Source organism: Streptomyces lasiicapitis (assembly GCF_014646335.1).
In the GTDB taxonomy this organism is placed as follows: Bacteria; Actinomycetota; Actinomycetes; order Streptomycetales; family Streptomycetaceae; genus Streptomyces; species Streptomyces lasiicapitis.
This window is the reverse complement of sequence record NZ_BMNG01000005.1, coordinates 352,617-371,995: the sequence shown is the minus strand read 5'-3', so window position 1 is coordinate 371,995 and position 19,379 is coordinate 352,617. Positions and strand designations below refer to the sequence as shown.

Annotated in this window: 17 protein-coding genes and 2 tRNA genes; 12 read left to right on the top strand and 7 right to left on the bottom strand. The window is 69.8% G+C overall.

Annotated features, from left to right (window positions below; genetic code table 11):
- The first annotated feature begins 52 nt into the window (after positions 1–52).
- The 6 genes from recF to IEY91_RS13295 all read left to right on the top strand — a co-directional run bounded on the left by recF (position 53) and on the right by IEY91_RS13295 (position 7,850).
- On the top strand, positions 53–1,177 hold the full coding sequence (gene recF / locus IEY91_RS13320) for a DNA replication/repair protein RecF (RefSeq protein WP_164322948.1): 1,125 nt from the start codon (positions 53–55) through the stop codon (positions 1,175–1,177).
- Positions 1,174–1,803, top strand: coding sequence for a DciA family protein (locus IEY91_RS13315; RefSeq protein WP_229696923.1), 630 nt, complete (start codon positions 1,174–1,176; stop codon positions 1,801–1,803). Before recF ends, IEY91_RS13315 begins: the two co-directional genes overlap by 4 nt.
- Before the next feature lie 285 nt (positions 1,804–2,088).
- Positions 2,089–4,191 (top strand): DNA topoisomerase (ATP-hydrolyzing) subunit B, encoded by a 2,103-nt coding sequence (gyrB, locus tag IEY91_RS13310; RefSeq protein ID WP_164322946.1) that lies wholly within the window; start codon positions 2,089–2,091, stop codon positions 4,189–4,191.
- A gap of 74 nt (positions 4,192–4,265) precedes the next feature.
- Positions 4,266–6,860: a DNA gyrase subunit A gene (gyrA, locus tag IEY91_RS13305; protein ID WP_164322944.1), complete on the top strand. Its 2,595-nt coding sequence runs from the start codon at positions 4,266–4,268 to the stop codon at positions 6,858–6,860.
- A 15-nt stretch (positions 6,861–6,875) separates the two neighbouring features.
- Complete coding sequence (locus IEY91_RS13300; RefSeq protein ID WP_164322942.1) at positions 6,876–7,577, top strand: DUF3566 domain-containing protein; 702 nt, start codon at positions 6,876–6,878, stop codon at positions 7,575–7,577.
- Between the two features lie 199 nt (positions 7,578–7,776).
- Positions 7,777–7,850: transfer RNA gene (locus IEY91_RS13295), tRNA-Ile, on the top strand.
- A 184-nt stretch (positions 7,851–8,034) separates the two neighbouring features.
- On the opposite strand, the gene IEY91_RS13290 is transcribed toward IEY91_RS13295, so the two are convergent.
- Complete coding sequence (locus tag IEY91_RS13290; RefSeq protein ID WP_189174092.1) at positions 8,035–8,376, bottom strand: DUF6344 domain-containing protein; 342 nt, start codon at positions 8,374–8,376, stop codon at positions 8,035–8,037.
- 337 nt (positions 8,377–8,713) lie between these two features.
- Here IEY91_RS13290 and IEY91_RS41800 point away from each other — a divergent pair, with 337 nt between their 5' ends.
- Together IEY91_RS41800 and IEY91_RS13280 are read left to right on the top strand one after the other, a co-directional pair.
- Positions 8,714–8,842, top strand: a complete 129-nt coding sequence (locus IEY91_RS41800) for a DLW-39 family protein (protein ID WP_003999697.1) — start codon at positions 8,714–8,716, stop codon at positions 8,840–8,842.
- A gap of 314 nt (positions 8,843–9,156) precedes the next feature.
- Positions 9,157–10,653, top strand: coding sequence for a hypothetical protein (locus IEY91_RS13280; RefSeq protein WP_189174091.1), 1,497 nt, complete (start codon positions 9,157–9,159; stop codon positions 10,651–10,653).
- 51 nt (positions 10,654–10,704) lie between these two features.
- Here the strand turns inward: IEY91_RS13280 and IEY91_RS13275 are convergent, their stop codons facing one another.
- Both IEY91_RS13275 and IEY91_RS13270 read right to left on the bottom strand, forming a co-directional pair.
- Complete coding sequence (locus IEY91_RS13275; RefSeq protein WP_189174090.1) at positions 10,705–12,423, bottom strand: serine/threonine-protein kinase; 1,719 nt, start codon at positions 12,421–12,423, stop codon at positions 10,705–10,707.
- A gap of 52 nt (positions 12,424–12,475) precedes the next feature.
- Positions 12,476–13,024 (bottom strand): helix-turn-helix domain-containing protein, encoded by a 549-nt coding sequence (locus IEY91_RS13270; RefSeq protein ID WP_016645122.1) that lies wholly within the window; start codon positions 13,022–13,024, stop codon positions 12,476–12,478.
- 186 nt (positions 13,025–13,210) lie between these two features.
- Here IEY91_RS13270 and IEY91_RS13265 point away from each other — a divergent pair.
- Positions 13,211–13,283, top strand: a tRNA-Ala gene (locus IEY91_RS13265).
- 618 nt (positions 13,284–13,901) lie between these two features.
- Here the strand turns inward: IEY91_RS13265 and IEY91_RS13260 are convergent.
- The 4 genes from IEY91_RS13260 to IEY91_RS13245 all read right to left on the bottom strand — a co-directional run bounded on the left by IEY91_RS13260 (position 13,902) and on the right by IEY91_RS13245 (position 16,653).
- Positions 13,902–14,456, bottom strand: a complete 555-nt coding sequence (locus tag IEY91_RS13260; protein WP_189174089.1) for an ANTAR domain-containing protein — start codon at positions 14,454–14,456, stop codon at positions 13,902–13,904.
- A 46-nt stretch (positions 14,457–14,502) separates the two neighbouring features.
- Positions 14,503–15,243, bottom strand: coding sequence for a GAF and ANTAR domain-containing protein (locus IEY91_RS13255; RefSeq protein WP_189174088.1), 741 nt, complete (start codon positions 15,241–15,243; stop codon positions 14,503–14,505).
- A gap of 379 nt (positions 15,244–15,622) precedes the next feature.
- The gene (locus IEY91_RS13250) at positions 15,623–16,030 is read right to left on the bottom strand and encodes a rodlin (protein ID WP_189174087.1); all 408 of its coding nucleotides are present in this window, start codon (positions 16,028–16,030) and stop codon (positions 15,623–15,625) included.
- Positions 16,031–16,242: 212 nt separating this feature from the next.
- Entirely contained in the window at positions 16,243–16,653 is a 411-nt protein-coding gene (locus IEY91_RS13245) for a rodlin (RefSeq protein WP_164322928.1), read from the bottom strand.
- Between the two features lie 317 nt (positions 16,654–16,970).
- Between IEY91_RS13245 and IEY91_RS13240 the strand changes: the two genes are divergently transcribed.
- The 3 genes from IEY91_RS13240 (at position 16,971) to IEY91_RS13230 (ending at position 19,257) form a co-directional block, all read left to right on the top strand.
- On the top strand, positions 16,971–17,381 hold the full coding sequence (locus IEY91_RS13240; RefSeq protein ID WP_164322926.1) for a rodlin: 411 nt from the start codon (positions 16,971–16,973) through the stop codon (positions 17,379–17,381).
- Positions 17,382–17,686: 305 nt separating this feature from the next.
- Positions 17,687–17,920 (top strand): chaplin, encoded by a 234-nt coding sequence (locus IEY91_RS13235; RefSeq protein WP_164322924.1) that lies wholly within the window; start codon positions 17,687–17,689, stop codon positions 17,918–17,920.
- 98 nt (positions 17,921–18,018) lie between these two features.
- Positions 18,019–19,257, top strand: a complete 1,239-nt coding sequence (locus tag IEY91_RS13230; protein WP_189174086.1) for a chaplin — start codon at positions 18,019–18,021, stop codon at positions 19,255–19,257.
- Positions 19,258–19,379 lie beyond the last annotated feature (122 nt).

Below are 19,379 nucleotides of genomic sequence, written 5' to 3'. Positions count from 1 at the left end.
GGCCAAGGACCGGCACCACGCAGAAGTAGGCCGGGGGAGGTCGGCGCTCACCATGCATGTCACGCATCTGTCGCTGGCCGACTTCCGTTCGTACGCCCGGGTCGAGGTCCCGCTCGACCCGGGCGTCACCGCGTTCGTGGGCCCCAACGGACAGGGCAAGACCAACCTCGTCGAGGCCGTCGGCTACCTCGCCACCCTCGGCAGCCACCGGGTCTCCTCGGACGCGCCCCTGGTCCGCATGGGCGCCGACCGCGCCGTCATCCGGGCCGCGGTCCGGCAGGGCGAGCGCCAGCAGCTCATCGAGCTCGAGCTGAACCCCGGCAAGGCCAACCGCGCCCGAATCAACCGGTCCTCGCAGGTCAAGCCCCGTGACGTACTCGGCATCGTGCGCACCGTGCTGTTCGCGCCCGAGGATCTGGCGCTGGTCAAGGGCGACCCCGGGGAGCGGCGGCGGTTCCTCGACGAGCTGATCACCGCGCGCTCGCCGCGCATGGCGGGCGTCCGCTCCGACTACGACCGCGTCCTCAAGCAGCGCAACACGCTCCTGAAGTCGGCCGCCCTCGCGCGCCGGCACGGCGGCCGCTCCATGGACCTGTCCACGCTCGACGTGTGGGACCAGCACCTCGCGCGCGCGGGCGCCGAGCTGCTCGCCCAGCGGCTCGACCTGATCGCCACGCTGCAGCCGCTGGCCGACAAGGCGTACGAGCAGCTCGCCCCCGGCGGCGGTCCCGTCGCGCTCGACTACAAGCCGTCCGCGCCGGAAATCGTCGGCCACGCGCGCGAAGAGCTGTACGAGCAGTTGCTCGCCGCCCTGGCGGAGGCCCGCAAGCAGGAGATCGAGCGGGGCGTGACGCTGGTCGGGCCGCACCGTGACGAACTACTGCTCAAACTTGGCCAGTTGCCTGCGAAGGGCTACGCGAGCCACGGAGAGTCCTGGTCGTTCGCGCTCGCGCTGCGCCTTGCCTCGTACGATCTGCTCCGCGCGGAGGGCAGCGAGCCGGTGCTCGTGCTCGACGACGTCTTCGCCGAGCTGGACGCGCGGCGCCGGGAGCGGCTCGCGGAGCTGGTCGCCCCGGGCGAGCAGGTCCTCGTGACGGCGGCCGTGGACGACGACGTGCCGGGCGTGCTGACCGGTGTGCGGTACTCGGTGGCCGAGGGCGCGGTGGAGCGCGTATGACCGCCGAGAAGCCGCGGCCGCGAGGCGACGTCCCGAAAGTGCAAAACGCGCAAAACGCCCAGAATGTCCCGCTGGACACTCCCGGCACTTCCGGCACCGCGGGAGCCCCCGAAACCCCCAAGCCCCCCGAGCCCTCCGGCGTCGACCTCGCCCGTGTCGCCCTGCGCGCCGCCAAGGAGCAGGCACGCGCGCGTGGGGACGCGACCCAGCAGAAGAAGCAGGCCCGCCGCGGCGGGCTGCGCTCGGGCGCGCGGTCGGACGGGCGCGACCCGCTGCCCCTGGGGTCGGCCATCAACCGGCTGATCACCGAGCGCGGCTGGGAGACCCCGGCCGCCGTGGGCGGCGTGATGGGCCGCTGGCCGCAGATCGTCGGCGACGACCTGGCCAAGCACTGCGTGCCGCAGCGGTACGACGAGAACGAGCGGATCCTGACCGTCCAGTGCGACTCCACGGCCTGGGCCACCCAGCTGCGCCTGATGGCTCCGCAGCTGGTCGCGCGCCTGAACGAGGACCTCGGCCACGGCACCGTACGCATCATCAAGGTCCTCGGCCCGGGTGGCCCCGCGCGCCGCTTCGGACCCCTGCGCGCCCCTGGCAGCACGGGTCCCGGCGACACCTACGGATGACCTGATCCGGACTGTAGCTGGCGGTTGACCTCCCGAAGCGCTGAGTGCCGCTGTGAGCCTCTGGGACCCCGGGGCCGCATATGGGGAGTCGGCTGAGCCCGGTTCAGGGCGGCACATGCGGACTCAGGTACCGGCAAACCCCCATCACTGTCGGCGCTACCGGTAGACTGGAAGCTAATCCCGCCCCAAGCGTGGGGAGCGACGGGAGAAGCTGAGCAAGAGCTGAACCAGGCTTATCAACGCAACACGCCGCAGCCGCTCCGGCCAGCGCCGGGAGCTTGGCTTGTGCTGTGCCAGAAAGGGCGCTTCGTGGCCGATTCCGGCAACCCCAACGAGAACATTCCGTCCACTGCCGCCGGCAAGCCCGGCGAGGTACCCCCGCAGGCGCCCGTCGCCTCCGGAGAGGTCACTTCGTCGTACGACGCCAGCGCCATCACCGTCCTCGAGGGTCTGGACGCGGTCCGCAAGCGGCCCGGCATGTACATCGGCTCGACCGGTGAGCGTGGTCTGCATCACCTCGTGCAGGAGGTGGTGGACAACTCCGTTGACGAGGCCCTCGCCGGGCACGCGGACACCATCGACGTCACGATCCTCGCCGACGGCGGCGTGCGCGTGGTCGACAACGGCCGTGGCATCCCCGTGGACATGCACCCGGTGGAGAAGAAGCCCGCCGTCGAGGTCGTCCTGACCGTGCTGCACGCGGGCGGCAAGTTCGGCGGCGGCGGCTACGCCGTCTCCGGCGGTCTGCACGGCGTCGGCGTCTCCGTGGTGAACGCGCTGTCCACGAAGCTCTCCGTCGACATCAAGCGCGACGGCTACCGCTGGACGCAGGACTACAAGGTGGGTGTCCCGACCGCCCCCCTCGCCAAGCAGGAGAAGGTCGACGACTCCGGCACCACGGTCACCTTCTGGGCCGACCCGGACGTCTTCGAGACCACCGACTACTCCTTCGAGACGCTCTCGCGGCGCTTCCAGGAGATGGCCTTCCTCAACAAGGGCCTGACGATCAAGCTCACCGACGAGCGCGAGTCGGCCAAGGCCACGGCGGGCGCCGACTCCGCCGAGGCCGGCGACGACACCGTCGAAGAGGTCCGCACGGTCACGTACCACTACGAAGGCGGCATCGTCGACTTCGTGAAGTACCTCAACTCCCGCAAGGGCGAGGTCATCCACCCGACCGTCATCGACGTCGAGGCCGAGGACAAGGAGCGCATGCTCTCGGCCGAGATCGCGATGCAGTGGAACTCTCAGTACAGCGAAGGCGTTTACTCCTTTGCCAACACCATCCACACGCACGAGGGCGGTACGCACGAAGAGGGCTTCCGCGCCGCGCTGACCGGCCTGGTCAACCGGTACGCACGCGACAAGAAGCTGCTCCGCGAGAAGGACGACAACCTCACGGGTGAGGACATCCGCGAGGGTCTGACGGCGATCATCTCGGTCAAGCTCGGCGAGCCGCAGTTCGAGGGCCAGACCAAGACGAAGCTGGGCAACACGGAGGCGAAGACCTTCGTCCAGAAGGTGGTGCACGAGCACCTGACGGACTGGTTCGACCGCAATCCGAACGAGGCCGCGGACATCATCCGCAAGGGCATCCAGGCCGCCACCGCGCGCGTGGCCGCCCGCAAGGCCCGCGACCTCACCCGCCGCAAGGGCCTGCTCGAGACCGCCTCCCTGCCGGGCAAGCTCTCCGACTGCCAGTCGAACGACCCGACGAAGTGCGAGATCTTCATCGTCGAGGGCGACTCCGCCGGCGGCTCCGCCAAGTCCGGCCGCAACCCGCAGTACCAGGCCATCCTGCCCATCCGCGGCAAGATCCTGAACGTCGAGAAGGCCCGCGTCGACAAGATCCTGCAGAACCAGGAGATCCAGGCGCTGATCTCGGCCTTCGGCACCGGAGTCCACGAGGACTTCGACATCGAGAAGCTCCGCTATCACAAGATCATCCTGATGGCGGACGCCGACGTCGACGGCCAGCACATCAACACCCTGCTGCTGACGTTCCTGTTCCGCTTCATGCGGCCGCTCGTCGAGGCCGGACACGTGTATCTGTCCCGTCCGCCGCTCTACAAGATCAAGTGGACCAAGGACGACTTCCAGTACGCGTACTCGGACCGCGAGCGCGACGCGCTGCTCGAGCTCGGCCGCCAGGCGGGCAAGCGCATCCGCGAGGACTCGGTCCAGCGCTTCAAGGGTCTCGGCGAGATGAACGCCGAGGAGCTGCGCGTGACCACGATGGACCAGGACCTGCGTGTGCTCGGTCTGGTCACGCTCGACGACGCCGCCCAGGCCGACGACCTGTTCTCGGTCCTCATGGGCGAGGACGTCGAGGCACGCCGCTCGTTCATCCAGCGCAACGCCAAGGACGTCCGCTTCCTCGACATCTGAGCCGGTCAGGCGCCCGAAGTCGCTGACCCGACTGCTGACTGCTGCTGACCGCACCGAAAGGATCTTGACCGGCCATGGCCGACGAGAACAACCCCACCACCACCGAGGACGGCGAGGACCAGTCGCTGCGCATCGAGCCCGTCGGGCTCGAGACGGAGATGCAGCGCTCGTACCTGGACTACGCGATGTCCGTCATCGTGTCCCGCGCGCTGCCCGACGTCCGCGACGGCCTCAAGCCCGTCCACCGCCGTGTCCTGTACGCGATGTACGACGGCGGGTACCGCCCCGAGAAGGGCTTCTACAAGTGTGCCCGCGTCGTCGGCGACGTCATGGGCAACTACCACCCGCACGGCGACTCCTCGATCTACGACGCGCTTGTCCGCCTCGCGCAGCCGTGGTCGATGCGCATGCCGCTGGTGGACTCCAACGGAAACTTCGGCTCTCCGGGCAACGACCCCGCGGCCGCCATGCGCTACACCGAGTGCAAGATGGCGCCGCTGTCCATGGAGATGGTCCGGGACATCGACGAGGACACCGTCGACTTCACGGACAACTACGACGGCCGCTCCCAGGAGCCCACCGTCCTGCCGTCCCGCTTCCCGAACCTGCTGATCAACGGTTCGGCGGGCATCGCGGTCGGCATGGCCACCAACATCCCGCCGCACAACCTGCGCGAGGTCGCCGCGGGCGCCCAGTGGGCCCTGGAGCACCCGGAGGCCACGCACGAGGAGCTGCTCGATGCGCTCGTCGAGCGCATCAAGGGCCCGGACTTCCCGACCGGCGCCCTGGTCGTCGGCCGCAAGGGCATCGAGGAGGCGTACCGCACGGGCCGTGGCTCCATCACGATGCGCGCGGTCGTCGAGGTCGAGGAGATCCAGAACCGCCAGTGCCTGGTGGTCACCGAACTCCCCTACCAGACCAACCCGGACAATCTCGCGCAGAAGATTGCCGACCTGGTCAAGGACGGCAAGGTCGGCGGCATCGCGGACGTCCGCGACGAGACGTCGTCCCGTACCGGCCAGCGACTCGTCATCGTGCTCAAGCGCGACGCCGTCGCCAAGGTCGTACTGAACAACCTCTACAAGCACACGGACCTCCAGTCGAACTTCGGCGCCAACATGCTGGCGCTGGTCGACGGTGTGCCGCGCACGCTGTCGCTCGACGCGTTCATCCGCCACTGGGTCGCCCACCAGATCGAAGTCATCGTCCGGCGCACCAAGTTCCGGCTGCGCAAGGCCGAGGAGCGCGCGCACATCCTGCGCGGCCTGCTCAAGGCCCTGGACGCCATCGACGAGGTCATCGCGCTCATCCGGCGCAGCGACACCGTCGAGATCGCGCGTGTGGGCCTGATGGAGCTCCTGGCGATCGACGAGATCCAGGCGAACGCCATCCTGGAGATGCAGCTCCGCCGGCTCGCCGCCCTGGAGCGCCAGAAGATCGTGGCGGAGCACGACGAGCTCCAGCTGAAGATCAACGAGTACAACGCGATCCTGGCCTCGCCCGAGAAGCAGCGGGCGATCGTCAGCGAGGAACTCGCGGCGATCGTCGAGAAGTTCGGCGAGGACCGCCGCTCCGCGCTCGTGCCCTTCGACGGCGACATGTCCATGGAGGACCTGATCGCCGAAGAGGACATCGTCGTCACCATCACGCGCGGCGGCTACATCAAGCGCACCAAGACGGAGGACTACCGCTCGCAGAGGCGCGGCGGCAAGGGCGTGCGCGGCACGAAGCTGAAGCAGGACGACATCGTCGACCACTTCTTCGTGTCGACGACGCACCACTGGCTGCTGTTCTTCACGAACAAGGGCCGCGTCTACCGCGCGAAGGCGTACGAACTGCCCGACGCGGGCCGCGACGCCCGCGGTCAGCACGTCGCGAACCTGCTCGCCTTCCAGCCGGACGAGCAGATCGCCGAGATCCTCGCGATCCGTGACTACGAGGCCGCGCCCTACCTGGTGCTCGCCACGAAGGCCGGCCTGGTCAAGAAGACGCCTCTGAAGGATTACGATTCGCCCCGTTCCGGCGGCGTCATCGCGATCAATCTGCGCGAGACGGACGACGGCGCGGACGACGAACTGATCGGCGCCGAACTGGTTTCGGCCGAGGACGATCTGCTTCTGATCAGCAAGAAGGCACAGTCGATCCGCTTCACGGCGACCGACGACGCGCTGCGTCCGATGGGCCGCGCGACCTCAGGTGTGAAGGGCATGAGCTTCCGCGACAGCGATCAGCTGCTCTCGATGAATGTGGTTCGGCCCGGTACGTTCGTCTTCACCGCCACCGATGGTGGGTACGCGAAGCGGACCGCCGTCGACGAATACCGCGTCCAGGGCCGCGGTGGCCTCGGCATCAAGGCCGCCAAGATCGTGGAGGACCGCGGTGAGCTCGTCGGCGCGCTGGTGGTCGAGGAGACCGACGAGATCCTCGCCATCACCCTCTCCGGCGGTGTGATTCGTACGCGAGTCAACGAGGTCAGGGAGACGGGCCGTGACACCATGGGCGTCCAACTGATCAACCTGGGCAAGCGCGATGCCGTGGTCGGTATCGCTCGTAACGCCGAGGCCGGGCGCGAGGCCGAGGAAGTCGACGGTGACATCGTCGTCGACGAATCGTCCGACGGCGAGTCGGCCGTCGGTACGGACGAGGGCACCGAGTCCCCGGCCGAGTAGCGCGAGGAGAGAGTCGTGAGTGGAGCCACGGGCGCCGGATCCGCCGCAAAGAGTGGAACCGGCAAGGAAAGTGCCCGTGGCTCCGCCACAGACGCACCCGACTCGCATGAGTCTCATGGATCCCAGGGGGGGACTGTGACGGACACCCGAGGCCGAGCGGGTTCGGGCACGGACACCGAAGGCGGGGCCTCCGGCGCGCTGCCCGACGACGGTCTCTCCGGTGCGCTGCCCGGCGAGCGGCAGCCCCAGCAGAACAGCAGCCAGCCGTACCACCCGCCGCAGGCCTACCAGGCGGCGCCCGCGGGCGCGGTCCGGCGCCCGCGCACCGGGGCGCGCACCACCCCGCGCACGCGCAAGGCGCGGCTGCGGGTGTCCAAGGCCGACCCCTGGTCGGTGATGAAGGTCAGCTTCCTGCTCTCCATCGCGCTCGGCATCTGCACGATCGTCGCGGCGGCCGTGCTGTGGATGGTCATGGACGCGATGGGCGTCTTCTCCACCGTCGGCGGCACGATCTCCGAGGCCACGGGCTCGAACGAGTCCAACGGCTTCGACCTGCAGGCGTTCCTCTCGCTGCCGCGCGTGCTGTTGTTCACGTCGATCATCGCGGTCATCGACGTCGTCCTCGCGACGGCTCTCGCGACGCTCGGCGCGTTCATCTACAACCTCTCGGCGGGCTTTGTGGGCGGCATCGAGCTGACGCTGGCGGAGGACGAGTAGCGACTGCGCGTCGCGGCGTCTGAGGGGTTCCAGTGGCTGCTCGGTGGGTTATCGGGCAGCCACTCAGTAGGTGACCAGACAGGTGCCGAGTGCGTGCCGCGGGCCCGCGTAGACCCTCCGGAACTATCGATTTTGGGACTGGCCCGGACGTGCGCTAATCTTCAGAGGTCAGCGCGCGGGGCGACCCGCAGAGCGCGGCGGGGCTATAGCTCAGTTGGTTAGAGCGCATCCCTGATAAGGATGAGGTCCCTGGTTCAAATCCAGGTAGCCCCACAGCGGCCAAGAGCCCGTACGAAGACCCGGTGGATCGATGAGATCCACCGGGTCTTCGCGTTTCCCCCTGCTTCTCCCCCCTGCCGCGGTGTGTGGCGAAGGCCACAGCTCATGGAGTGCGGAAACGAAGAAGACCCCCAGCCCGTCCCGGCTGGGGGTCTTCTTCAGTTGAGCGCCGTGTCGGTTACGGCTCCGCGGCCAGGTTCCCCGCCGTGGGCTCCTGGTCGTCGTCCTGGGCTTCCGTCTCCGTCGTCGGCAGGTGGCGGCAGCTCGGTGTGGCGCCGTGCGCCTCGGCGCGGATGCGTTGCTTCATCGTGGGGGGCAAGGACCGTTCGTACGCAGCCGCCCACAAGGCCGCCATCGGGGCCGTCAGGCTCGGGGCGCTCGTGCATGAAGCCGAGGCGCTCGTGGCCTGCTGTGCCGGGGCGGCCGCCGTGGCGGTCGAAGTGAGGCCGAGCGTCGCGAACAGCGCGAGCACGGCGGTGACGATCGTGGTCCACAGCTTCATGGCCTTGGTGGCGGTCATGGCCCCTCGCATTCAGGTTGGGCGATTTGCGTACTTTCCTCATGATGTGTACGCGGGGCCCGAAGTGCGGGAGCGACGCCCCCGCCGCGTCGATGTTCCGATGAACACCACCCGGATGGGCGCAAGTACCCCGAGAAAGCCCTGAAGCAGGGCATAGGGCGGCGAACGTCACAGTGGACGGAGCGTAGGCGGAGCAATTCGATCCGCTTCTACTGCGGTGTTCGGTCCGGGAGTTGGGGCCGGGAGTCGGGCCGATCCAGGTCACCGATCGGTATCGGGCGGTGTGTATAGTCGGGCGGCAGAAGTCCCCTACGTCAAGGAAAGACGAGGTCGCGCGGTGAAGAAGCTTCTCCTGGTCGCACTGGCCGCCATCGGCGGGCTCCTCGTGTACCGCCAGATCCAGGCGGATCGCGCCGAGCAGGATCTGTGGACGGAGGCGACTGACTCCGTGCCCACGGGTTCGTGAGTATCGACAGTCTCGTCGCAGGGCCCCGGTCGCTTGAGCGGTCGGGGCCCTGTGCTGTCCCGGGGGCTTTTTGTCCCGCTTCTTCTGCGGGTGCCGCCGGTTCTGCTTGATCTGCTTCTTCTGCCGGTACCGGTTCGGCCGGCTCTGTGGGGTGGCGGGGATTCTCCGTCGCGTGTACGGGATGTCCCGGCGGGGCGTGCATCCTGCTGTCGTGAGGGCGGGGCCCTCTTCCCGGCGTGACCGCGACGGCGTCACTCCTTTGGTTCACTTGCGCAATTTCATTCCTTGCTTGAGCAAATTCGGTGGAGGGTGAGGTGCAGAGCGGCGTGATGCTGCGGGCGGTGGGCTCGGTCCTGGGGGTGGCCGCTCTGTGTGCGGTGGCTCTGTCGCCGGACGGTGCGATGGCCAGGACCGGGCGTGTGGTCGCCGCTGAGACGCCGAATCCGTACGCCTTCGCCGAGGACGCCAAGGAGGTCGACGGGGCGACGAGCACGGCCGGGAGCCGGATGCTCGTGCCCGGGGGGACGTACAAGAGCTCGATCGAGCATCCCCGGGCCGGTGCCTCGGGAGCTTCTGGGGCGTCAGGAAGCCCTGGTGCCACAGGCGCTGCGGGGAGTGAGCTCTACTACCGGCTCGAACTCGGGGCTCGGGACAACGTGTACGTCTCCGTGACCGCGCTGCCCGGCGTCGGGAGCCGCGTCGCCTACGCCGACGGGATCAGGGTGTCCGTGCAGGACGCCGACGGCTTCGACTGCGACTACGCGTCCGCGCGTTTCGGCGCCTCACGCAGCCCGCGGCCGCTCACCGCCTCCGCGACGCGCAAGCTCGCTCCGGACGAGCGGCGGTGCCAGACGGCCGGGACGTACTACGTAGTCGTGGAGCGGACCGTCAACTCCAGGTCGCCGGTTTCGTCCGCAACGGAACAACCGTCCTCTACGGAGAAGTGGGATTTGGAGCTGTACGTCGCTTCGGAGCCCTCCTTGGCGAAGGCGGGCGCGACGACGCCGCCGCAGGACCCGGACTCCGGCTCCGATTCCGGTTCTGGCTCCGGTTCCGGCTCGGCGACGCCTGTCCCGCCGGCCGGGCGGCCGCTCCCGCGCGCGGGAGGCAGCAGTTTCGGCACGGCCAGGGCCTTGGGCAACGGCGTGTGGGGCGACCGGGTCAAGGCCGGGCAGACGCGTTACTACCGCGTTCCCGTCGACTGGGGACAGCGACTCTCGGCCACCCTGGAGATCGGCAGCGGCTCGCGGAGCGGTGACTTCGTGACGTCCGGGCTGGTCGCGGAGGTGTTCAACCCCGTGCGCGGGCTGGTGGAGGACGCCGACGCCGCGTACGACGGCCGGCAGCGGACGACCGTGATGCCGACGCTGCCGCCGGTCGCGTACGAGAACCGGTTCGCGCCCCTCGACCGGGACTCCGGGATGCGGTTCGCCGGTTGGTACTACCTCGCCGTGCACCTGGATCCGGACGTCGGTACGCGGTTCGGCCAGGACACGTTCGGCCTGACGCTGCGGGTGGGCGTCGCCGGTGAGCGGCGGGAGGGGCCCGTGTACGCCGGGGCGGCGCGGCCCGCGGACACCTTCGGCGTCACGGAACGCGACGAGGCGGCGGCGCGGGACGGGGCGGGCGGGTCCGCCGGGGGTGGGGCGGGGGAGCCTGGTGCGGACGCCGTTGCCGCTGGCGGTTCCGGCGGGGGTGATCCCGCGATGAAGGTGCTTGCGGTGGCGGGGATCGGTACGGGGACCGTGTTGCTGGCGGTCCTTGGGGTGTGGCGGGCTGTGGGGCGGCGGAGGGTGGCTCGGGTCGGCTAGTCGGGTCGGACCGGTTCCTCGGGTGCGGCGTTCGTCGGGCTCGCCGGTTTCTCAGATGCGGGTGAGGGCCCAGAAGCCCACCGCGAAACAGGCCAGCGCGGCCAGCAGCATCGGCAGGGCCACCTTCGTGGGCGGCCCGGGGCGCGGTGAGCGCGCGGCGGATCCGGCGGCGTGGCGGCGCTGGGGCCGTGCGCGAGGCTGGAGTTCCGGAAGAAGTCCCGGTAGCGGTCCCGGAATTGATTCGCCGTGAGCTGGAACCTGATCGGGCTGAGCGGTGTATGGAGAAGTAGGGGCGTATGCGTGCTGCGCGGCGGCGGGGGCTGTGGCGTGGGAGGGGGTGGACGCTGGGGCGGCTGTGTGGGCTGGTGTCGGCGTCGGAGTGGAGGGCTGGGCTGGAGCGGTCGCCGGAGCCGGTGTGGGGGTCGGGGTCGGTGTGTGCGTGGGGGTGTGCGGGGGCGTTGAGGTGAGGGCCGGGGGTGGGGTCGGCGTGGCTGCCGGGACCGGCGTCGGCGTAGGGGGAGTGGGCGGTTGCGGGGGTGGGGTGTGCGGGGGCGGGATCGGCGGGGGCAGGTGGAAGCTGCCGGTCTCCGACATCGGGGGATGCGCGGGGATCGACGGCGGTCGTACGGGATAGGGGGTGCCGGAGGAGTTGGGCTGGGCCTGGGACGGGGGCGTGTGCGGTCCCGCGTGGGCCTGGGGCGAGGGAGTGTGTGGTCCCGGGTGGCCTGGGGATGCCGCGGAGCCCGCCGTGGGCGGGTGGGACGGCGGTGGCTGGATGGAGCGCGGTTGCTGAGCCGACAGCGGTTGCTGGGCCGAGAGCGGCTGCTGGGCCGGGACCGCCTGGTGAGCCGACGGTGGCTGTTGAGCCGGTGGTGGCTGTGGGGCCCGGGTTAGGGGTCCGTCGGGGCCGAACCCCGTGGGCAGCGGGCCGAGTTGGTCGAAGATCTCGACGAGCTCGTCGTCGGGCCCGGGCTCGGGCAGCATCTCGACGGCGGAGGCGAGCGCCTTGCGCGCCCCCGTGGCGGTACGGAACCGCGCCTGCGGATCGGGCTGCAGCAGCGTGGCGATGACCTGCCACAGCGGCTCGGGCACACCGACGGGCGCCCCCGGCGTGCCGTGGGCGGCGAAGTGCTCGATGAGGGCCTTGGCGTCGGGCTTGGCGCCCTGCAGCAGATACAGCGCGACAAGCCCGACGGCGAAGAGGTCGGCGGTGAAGTCCGGTTCGGCGCCCATCATTTGCTCGGGCGCGAAGTACCCGGGGGTGCCCACCACATAGTCCGTCTCGGTCAGCCGTGGCTCGCCCTTGCGCATGGAGATGCCGAAGTCCGACAGGCGCAGGTGCGGCCGCCCCGTTCCGGTGGCCTCGAGGAGTATGTTGGCGGGCTTGATGTCACGGTGTACGACTCCTTCGGCGTGCACCGCGGCGAGACCGGCGAGGAGCTGGTCGAGCAGGGTGCAGGAGAAGTGGGCCGGCAGCGGTCCGTAGTCACCGATGACGTGAGCGAGGGAGCCTCCGGTGATCAGGTCCATGGTGAACAGGACCTGGTCGTCGTCGGCCGCCCAGCTCGCGGGAGCGAGCACATGCGGATGGTCGATCCGCAGCGCCTGCTCCCGCACGAAGCGCAACAGAGTGTGAGCGTTGCGCTGCTGAAGGACCTTCGCGGCCACATATCTGCGCCGGCGATGGTCCCAGGCACGCCATACGGCTCCTACTCCCCCGCGTCCGACCGGGTCGACGAGTTCGTACCGGCCGGCGAAGACCTCACCCATGGTCGTGCCTCGCTCCCCTTCCGGGCCGCCCGGCAGCGGCCCGGCCGACGGCTCAGCTCTGGTGCGCCTCGTAGTGGGCGACGGCGTCCGCGGTGCGGCCCGCTCCGTACACCCGGAGGAACTCTGCCAGCTCCGGGTGGGTCGGGGCGAGCGTGTCCGCGGCATCGATGATGTCGCCCGCCGCCGCGACGGAGCGCAGCAGCGACTGGATCTCACGCACCACGCGTTTCACCGTGGGCGCACCCGAACTCGTGGTCGTCTGGGTGGTGTTGGTCAGTACGGAACCCCCCTGTGACTTCTTGATCTCGTCCATGCGATCCGTGGCCTCGGCAGCGCTCACGCTGCCGTCCGCGACCTGCCCGGACAGCTCCTGCAGGAGCTGGACGCGCTGGACGACGGCCGGATTGCCGATCTTCGCGCGCTGCCCGCTCATGAGCTGCGACAGCATGGGTGCGGACAGTCCGAGCACCCCGGCGAGCCGTGCCTGGTTCAGGCCCAGATCGTCGATGAGGCGACGGAAGAGTGCCCCCAGCGGTTCCCCGTACCAATTCCGCTGGAGCTCCCGTGCTCTTGCTGTTGATTCTTGTTGTGCGGCGTCCATGTTGCGTCTCCCCATCGCTTCCCCATAGGACCGCGGTTCGCTGCCGCGAACCACGTCGAGCATCTTACGGAGAGTGGTCGCCCACGGGGACCCCCAATCCTTTTGTGAGATCCGGGGGACGACCCGGTACTCTGGTCTGCGACGCCCGCCGAAGCGTGATTTTTTCGCACCGGCGTCGGCGGCTGCGGGGCCTTAGCTCAGTTGGTAGAGCGCTGTCTTTGCATGGCAGATGTCAGGGGTTCGACTCCCCTAGGCTCCACGTGATTGCACCCCTCTGACCTGCGGAAACGCGGTCAGGGGGGTGTTTTTTCCCGCTTGCTCGTGCTTGCTCGTGTTTCCAAGGGCTGCCGGCAGCCTCCGGCACCCTCCGGGAGGCAGTCCACGCCCGGTCTTGCTTCTCGCCCGCCTCGCTCTAGCATGCGAAGGAGAGAAGGCCCCCGGACCCGGGCCTCGGCACTCCCCCTGCATGGGGCGGCCGGAGCCGCGCATGCGCCGACGCACGGCGGTTCCGGCCTTTCGTCCTCCCGGCCTGTTCGAGCCGGGGTGTACTCCCGCGCACTCCGGGTGCCGGTGAGGACGGTGGGTGCGAGGACTGCGCGGAGGGGAGCCGCGCGGTTCCCGCGCCTGAGGCCGCCGCCGACGTTGGCCCACGCCACCGGCGGCGGCCGTCATGTACAGCTGGGGGTGCTCGCCGCCGGGGTGTCACGTGAGGTGCCTCGACCGAAGCGGCGGGCCGCGGAGCGGGAGCCCGGAAGGCGTTCGGGAGGCAGTGGGTCGACCGGGGACCAGGGCCGCACAGCCACGGTAGTACGAGGCAACGCGGCTCGATAGGGCGTGGAGCCACAAGCCTGACAGGGCCGCGAGCCAAGGCTTGGCGTCAGCTCTGCTCGGCCTCGTCGGTGTCCAGGCGCAGCCGCTGGGCGAGGACCGCACGGGCGATGGCGAGCAGCCGCTGGTCGTGGCGGAAGGCGTGGCCGCGCAGTCGGGCCAGGGCCTGGGCGCAGTCGATGCCGAGTTGGGCGGCGAGCATGCCGGTGGCCTGGTGGACCTCGGCGAAGTGCGGGCTGGTGCCGTCCAGGAGCCGGCTTGCCTCGTCGGCGTCGGTGGCGTGGCTGGTGAGGTACTGGGCCAGCAGGTCGGCCAGCACCAGCGCGGCGGTGAGCTGGTCGGGGGTCATCGGTCCGGGAGTGGTGCGGTGGCCGGTCAGGACTCCGATGGTGACGATGCCGATGCGCAGCGGGAAGGCGAACGCGGCGCGTACGCCCAGCTCCAGGGCGGGCCCTGGCAGGCCGGGCCAGCGGGTGGGGTCGAGGGAGACCAGGTCGGGGACGAGGACGATGGTGCTGCTCAGGGCCGCGTCCGAGCTGGGGCCCTGGCCCTGGGTCAGCTGTAGGTCCTCCAGGGGCGCGGTGCGCTCGCCGTAGGCCTGCACGAGTTCGCCGGTCCTGCCGCCGGGGCTGGCCGGGCCGGCGGCGGGTTCATAAGTCGGTATCCAGCAGGCGGGTCGCCGCGGTGCCGTTCAGGACCTGGCGGGCCACGTCGGTGAGTTTGAACCCGTCCTTGCGGGCATGGCCGCGCATGCGGGTGAACGCCTCGTCCACGGTGGTGTGCCGGCGGTGGGCGAGGTATCCCTTGGCCTGTTCGATGATGACCCGTGAGTCCAGCGCGTGCTGCAACTGTGAGATCACGGTCATCTGCTCGTGCACCGCGCGTTGTTGGAGGATGCCGATGGTGGCGGTGTCCGCAAACGCCTGGGCCAGGCGCAGTTGGCCGCCGTCGAGGGGGCCGAGCCGGTCGCGGAAGAGATTGAGCGCGCCGATCACCTGGTCCTGCCAGCGCAGCGGTGCCGCGACCACCGAGGTGTAGCCCAACTGCAGGGCATGCGGGGCGAAGTGGGGCCATCGGGTGCGGGCGCCCAGGGTGTCCAGGCGGACGTCGGCGATGGGGGCGCGGGTGTGGAAGCAGTCCCGGCAGGGGCCCTCGTCCCATTCGACGCCGGCCAGCTCGAGCGCGCAGGTGCGTTCGTCGGAGGCGGCGGCCTCCACGACCTGGCCCTGCGGGATGCCGAGCAGCACTCCGGCCGCGGCCACGTCCAGCAGGTCCACACAGTGGTCGGTGAGTGTGTGGAGGAATCCGATCACGTCGAAGTCGCGCACCAGGGTGTTGGCGAGTTCGACGAAGGCGGCCGCGAGGCGTTCCTCGCGCGGCATCTCGGGCATGGCGGTCGCACCGCACCTTCCCCAGTGGAAGACCTCGCGGAACGACCGCAGTTGAGAGCCGCGTACGCCGATCAGGCAACGAACCGCCCAGCGGAGTGTGAGTCAACGGCCGCACAGGGCCGGGAACTTCCGCTGGCGAAGGGTTCTCTCTCCTCTTACGTGTCGTCGCCGAACACCGGCATCAAGATGATGTCTGCACGTTGGTGGAGGTATCCACGGAGTACTCGTCACCGTACCGCGAGTCGCCGCCGCGAAACGGGGGACGACCGCCTCACTGAGCGAGTTGGCTGCCGCACAACGCGAGGTGGCCGCCACGGACGTCGTGGCGGCCACCTGGTGCGCGGTGCCTGCGGGGGCGTGGGAGGGGCCCCCGCGTCGGTCAGTGGTTGCCCGCGCCGTTGCCCGAGAGGATCGGGATGTCGCTGAGGATGTGCGACAGCGGCTCGTCGCCCTTGGCCTGCGTGGAGTTCTCGGTGCACTGCTGGTTCTGCGGGGCCGACAGGACGTTGATGTCCTGGACCGCGATCGGCACGAGACCCACGAGGGAGCCGGCGTTGAGCTTGGCGGGCAGGCCGATGCAGGGCTTGTTCAGGGAGCCCTGGACGAGCGACATCTGCGGGCTCATGTTGCCGTGCGTGACGGAGTTGCCGAACGTCTGCTCCGCGCCGTTGCCGCTGATGGACGTCGTGCCCGTGTCATCGCCGATGGCCATGGCCGGGGCGACGGTGACGGCGGTCATTCCGGCTGCGGATGCGGCGATCGCGGCCGTTGCCAACATCTTCTTCATGGTGATGCTTTCCCTTCGGAGACAGGCTCCGTTGCGGAGCCGCATGGTGACCAACTGATCGACAGAACTGTGGTTTCGGCTATTAGCTCGGTCAGCGGATTAATGTGCTGAACCCAGAAGCGGAAAAGCGGCCCTTATTTCAAGATTCCAAGATTCCAAGAAAACAGCGGGCCGCCGAGGAGAGGTGGCGGCCCGCTGGCTGGATGCCGGTGTCAGTGGTTCTTGACGCCGTTGCCGGACAGCACCGGCACGTCCTCGAGCAGGTGCGACAGCGGCTCGTCGCCCTTGGCCTGCGTGGAGTTCTCGGTGCACTGCTGGTTCTGCGGCGCCGACAGGATCGGGATGTCCTGGACCGCGATCGGCACGAGGCCCACGAGGGAGCCGACGTTCGCCTTGGCGGGCAGCGCGATACAGGGCTTGTTGAAGGACCCCTGGATGAGCGCCATCTGCGGGCTCATGTTTCCGTACGTGGCGGAGTTTCCGTACGACTGCATGGCGGCGTTGCCGCTCGCCGTCTGGGTGCCGCTGTCGTTGCCGATGGCGGAAGCCGTGGGCGCCGCGGCAGCCGACGCGCCGACGACGGAAGCCGAAACCGCGGCCGCGGCCATAACCTTCTTGAGCACAGCATTTCCCTTCTGGATATGAACCCCGTCCCTGGAGCACCCTGAGCAACTGTGCTTACGGTGCGGGGTTCCTTCCGTTCACTCCGATGGCCCATTTGCGGGCGTGTCAGAGACCCCTTTCGGTCTCTTCATACGCGGTGATGTGCGGATAATCCGATCGTTCCGCGTGACGGTGCGCGTCGGCATTCCATGAATGCGTCGGGGTGCCGCCGGGTCGACGAAAAGATCCGATGGAGTGAATGAGCGGAACCAAACGTCCGAAGGTGAGTTGAGCAGCCCGCAGTAACCTGTGCGTCTGCCCAGAAAAGGAACAGCAAATGCTCAAGAAGGCAATGGCAGCGGCTGCGGTCGCAGTCTCTGTCGTCGGTATGTCAGCCACCGCCGCTCCTGCCGCGATGGCCATCGGCGACGACGGTGGTACCCAGTCGGCGAGCGGTAACGGCGCCAAGCAGGCGTTCGGCAACTCCGCCACCAAGGGCAACATGAGCCCGCAGCTGTCCCTCGTCCAGGGATCCCTCAACAAGCCGTGTGTCGGCCTGCCGCTCAAGGCGAACGTCGGCTCCCTCGTCGGCCTTGTTCCGATCGCGGTCCAGGACATCCCGATCCTCTCGGCGCCGCAGAACCAGCAGTGCACCGAGAACTCCACGCAGGCCAAGGGCGACGAGCCGCTGTCGCACATCCTCAGCGACATCCCGGTGCTGTCCGGCAACGGCGAGCACAACGGCTGATTCTCCGCCGCAGCAGCGACCGTCCGGGCCGCCCCGACTCCTTCGAGCCGGGGCGGCCCGCGCGGCTTTACCAGCCGCCGGACGGCCGCTATTCCAGCGTTATTCGGCCGTCCCGGTCGGGCTCCCGATTCGGCGCCCAATAAATATGTAGAAAGCATTCGAGTGAACTTACGAATGCCGGGGGCATGCCGGTTTCTTCCGGTCTTATCGATCGTTGTTCAGGACTCAGGTCGCGGTGCGGGTGAAGATGCTGCCCGCCCGGCTCCCACCGCCGTTTAGGCGCGACCCGACAGAAGGGAAAAGCTGTGAAGCTCAAGAAGAGCGCAACCGTCATTGCCGGTGCCGTCCTGGCACTGAGCTTCGGGGCCCCGGCATTCGCCGACGCGGATGCCAAGGGTGCGGCCGCCCACTCCCCGGGCGTCCTCTCCGGCAACCTCATTCAGGTTCCCGTCCACGTTCCCGTCAACGTGTGCGGCAACACCATCGACATCATCGCGCTGCTGAACCCGACGTTCGGCAACTCCTGCGTCAACGACTGACGTAGCGACTCGGCCACCAGGCCGTGTCTCCGCCGGCCTTGGCAGGCCCCCGGGCCCCAAGGCCGGCTCTCCCTTCGCTCACGAGGAAGACCAGTAGATTGCGACAGGCCCTAACCAAAGGGGTGCTCTCGGCGGCGGCCGCCACGAGCATCCTGTCCCTGCCCGGCCAGACCGCGCTCGCCGCCGATGCGCACGGACAGGCCACGGGCTCGCCCGGCTTCTTGTCGGGCAACAATGTGCAGGCACCGCTGGAGGTGCCGGTCAACGCCTGCGGCAACTCCGTGAACGGGGCGGCCGCCCTCAGCCCGTCGTTCGGCAACTCGTGCGCGACCTCCTCCGCGTCGTCCGACGAGCCCGCCCCGGAACGCGCGGCGGCGCCGAAGCCCGCGCCCGTGGCAAAGCCCGCGCCGGCCCCGATGCCCGCCCCGGCGCCGAAGCCGGAGCGTGTGGCCGCGCCCAAGCCCGCCCCCGCCCCGAAGCCCGCGCCCGCCCCCGAGCCGGAGCCCGCCCCGGAGCGTGCGGCGGCGTCGAAGCCCGCACCCGCCGCCAAGCCCGCGCCCGCCCACAAGGCGAAGCCGAAGGCGAAGTCCGCGCCGAAGCACGCGGCCGCACCCAAGCACGCGGCCGCGAAGCCCGCCCCGGCCCCGAAGCACGCGGCGGTGTCGAAGCCGGCCCCGGCCCCCAAGCCCGCCCCCGCCCCCGCCCCGGAGGCGAAGCCGAAGCCCAAGCCGGAGCCCGCCCCGGAGCGCGCGGCCGCGCCCAAGCCCGCGCCCAAGCCCGCGCCCGCGGTCAAGCCCGCGCCCGCGCCCGCCCACAAGCCCGCCACCAAGCCGGCGACCCCGCACCACGGTTCGCACGACGACGACGGTGGCGCCCTCGCCGCCGGCGACGTGCTCCACGCGCCGGGTGTGCTGGCCGGCAACCTCCTGAAGACCCCGCTCGACGTGCCGGTCGACGCGTGCGGCAACTCCGGGGGCGTGGTCGCAGCCCTCGCGGGGGCCCTCGGCAACAAGTGCGACGACCCGGCTCCCGAGCCGCGTACGCCGCACGAGCCGAACAAGCCCGTGCCGCACGAGAACCCGGTGCGGCCTCCGGTCAAGCACGTCACGCCGCCCGAGCAGCCTCAGGCGCCGCGCACCGTGCCCAGGGCGTCGGAGTTCCTCAAGGCCTCCGCGACCGCCAGGCCCGCGGCCCGCGCTGCGGCTCCCGAAGCGGTCGAGGGGAAGCAGCTCGCCGCGACCGGCATGGAGGAGAACGTCCTCGGGGCCGCGGGCGCCGGTGCCGGACTGCTGCTCGGCGGGGCACTGCTCTACCGGCGCGGTCGCCGCGCCTCCTGAAGGAAGCCACGCGCGCCTGCTGAGCAAGCGCTGGTGACGGACAACAGCAAGAACGCAACGCAGGTGAGGAAGAGGCGGGGCGGGCCGGTGGCGGCCCGCCCCGTCAGTGTGTGAGGGCCCGG

What these genes read in the sequence shown, in the direction of transcription:
- IEY91_RS13240 (WP_164322926.1), top strand. Translation starts at nt 16,971, where the DNA reads ATGCTCAAGAAGGCAATGGCAGCGGCTGCGGTCGCAGTCTCTGTCGTC.
- gyrA (WP_164322944.1), top strand. Translation starts at nt 4,266, where the DNA reads ATGGCCGACGAGAACAACCCCACCACCACCGAGGACGGCGAGGACCAG.
- IEY91_RS13275 (WP_189174090.1), bottom strand. Translation starts at nt 12,423, where the DNA reads ATGGGTGAGGTCTTCGCCGGCCGGTACGAACTCGTCGACCCGGTCGGA.
- IEY91_RS13315 (WP_229696923.1), top strand. Translation starts at nt 1,174, where the DNA reads ATGACCGCCGAGAAGCCGCGGCCGCGAGGCGACGTCCCGAAAGTGCAA.
- IEY91_RS13250 (WP_189174087.1), bottom strand. Translation starts at nt 16,030, where the DNA reads ATGAAGAAGATGTTGGCAACGGCCGCGATCGCCGCATCCGCAGCCGGA.
- IEY91_RS13255 (WP_189174088.1), bottom strand. Translation starts at nt 15,243, where the DNA reads ATGCCCGAGATGCCGCGCGAGGAACGCCTCGCGGCCGCCTTCGTCGAA.
- recF (WP_164322948.1), top strand. Translation starts at nt 53, where the DNA reads ATGCATGTCACGCATCTGTCGCTGGCCGACTTCCGTTCGTACGCCCGG.
- IEY91_RS13290 (WP_189174092.1), bottom strand. Translation starts at nt 8,376, where the DNA reads ATGACCGCCACCAAGGCCATGAAGCTGTGGACCACGATCGTCACCGCC.
- IEY91_RS13270 (WP_016645122.1), bottom strand. Translation starts at nt 13,024, where the DNA reads ATGGACGCCGCACAACAAGAATCAACAGCAAGAGCACGGGAGCTCCAG.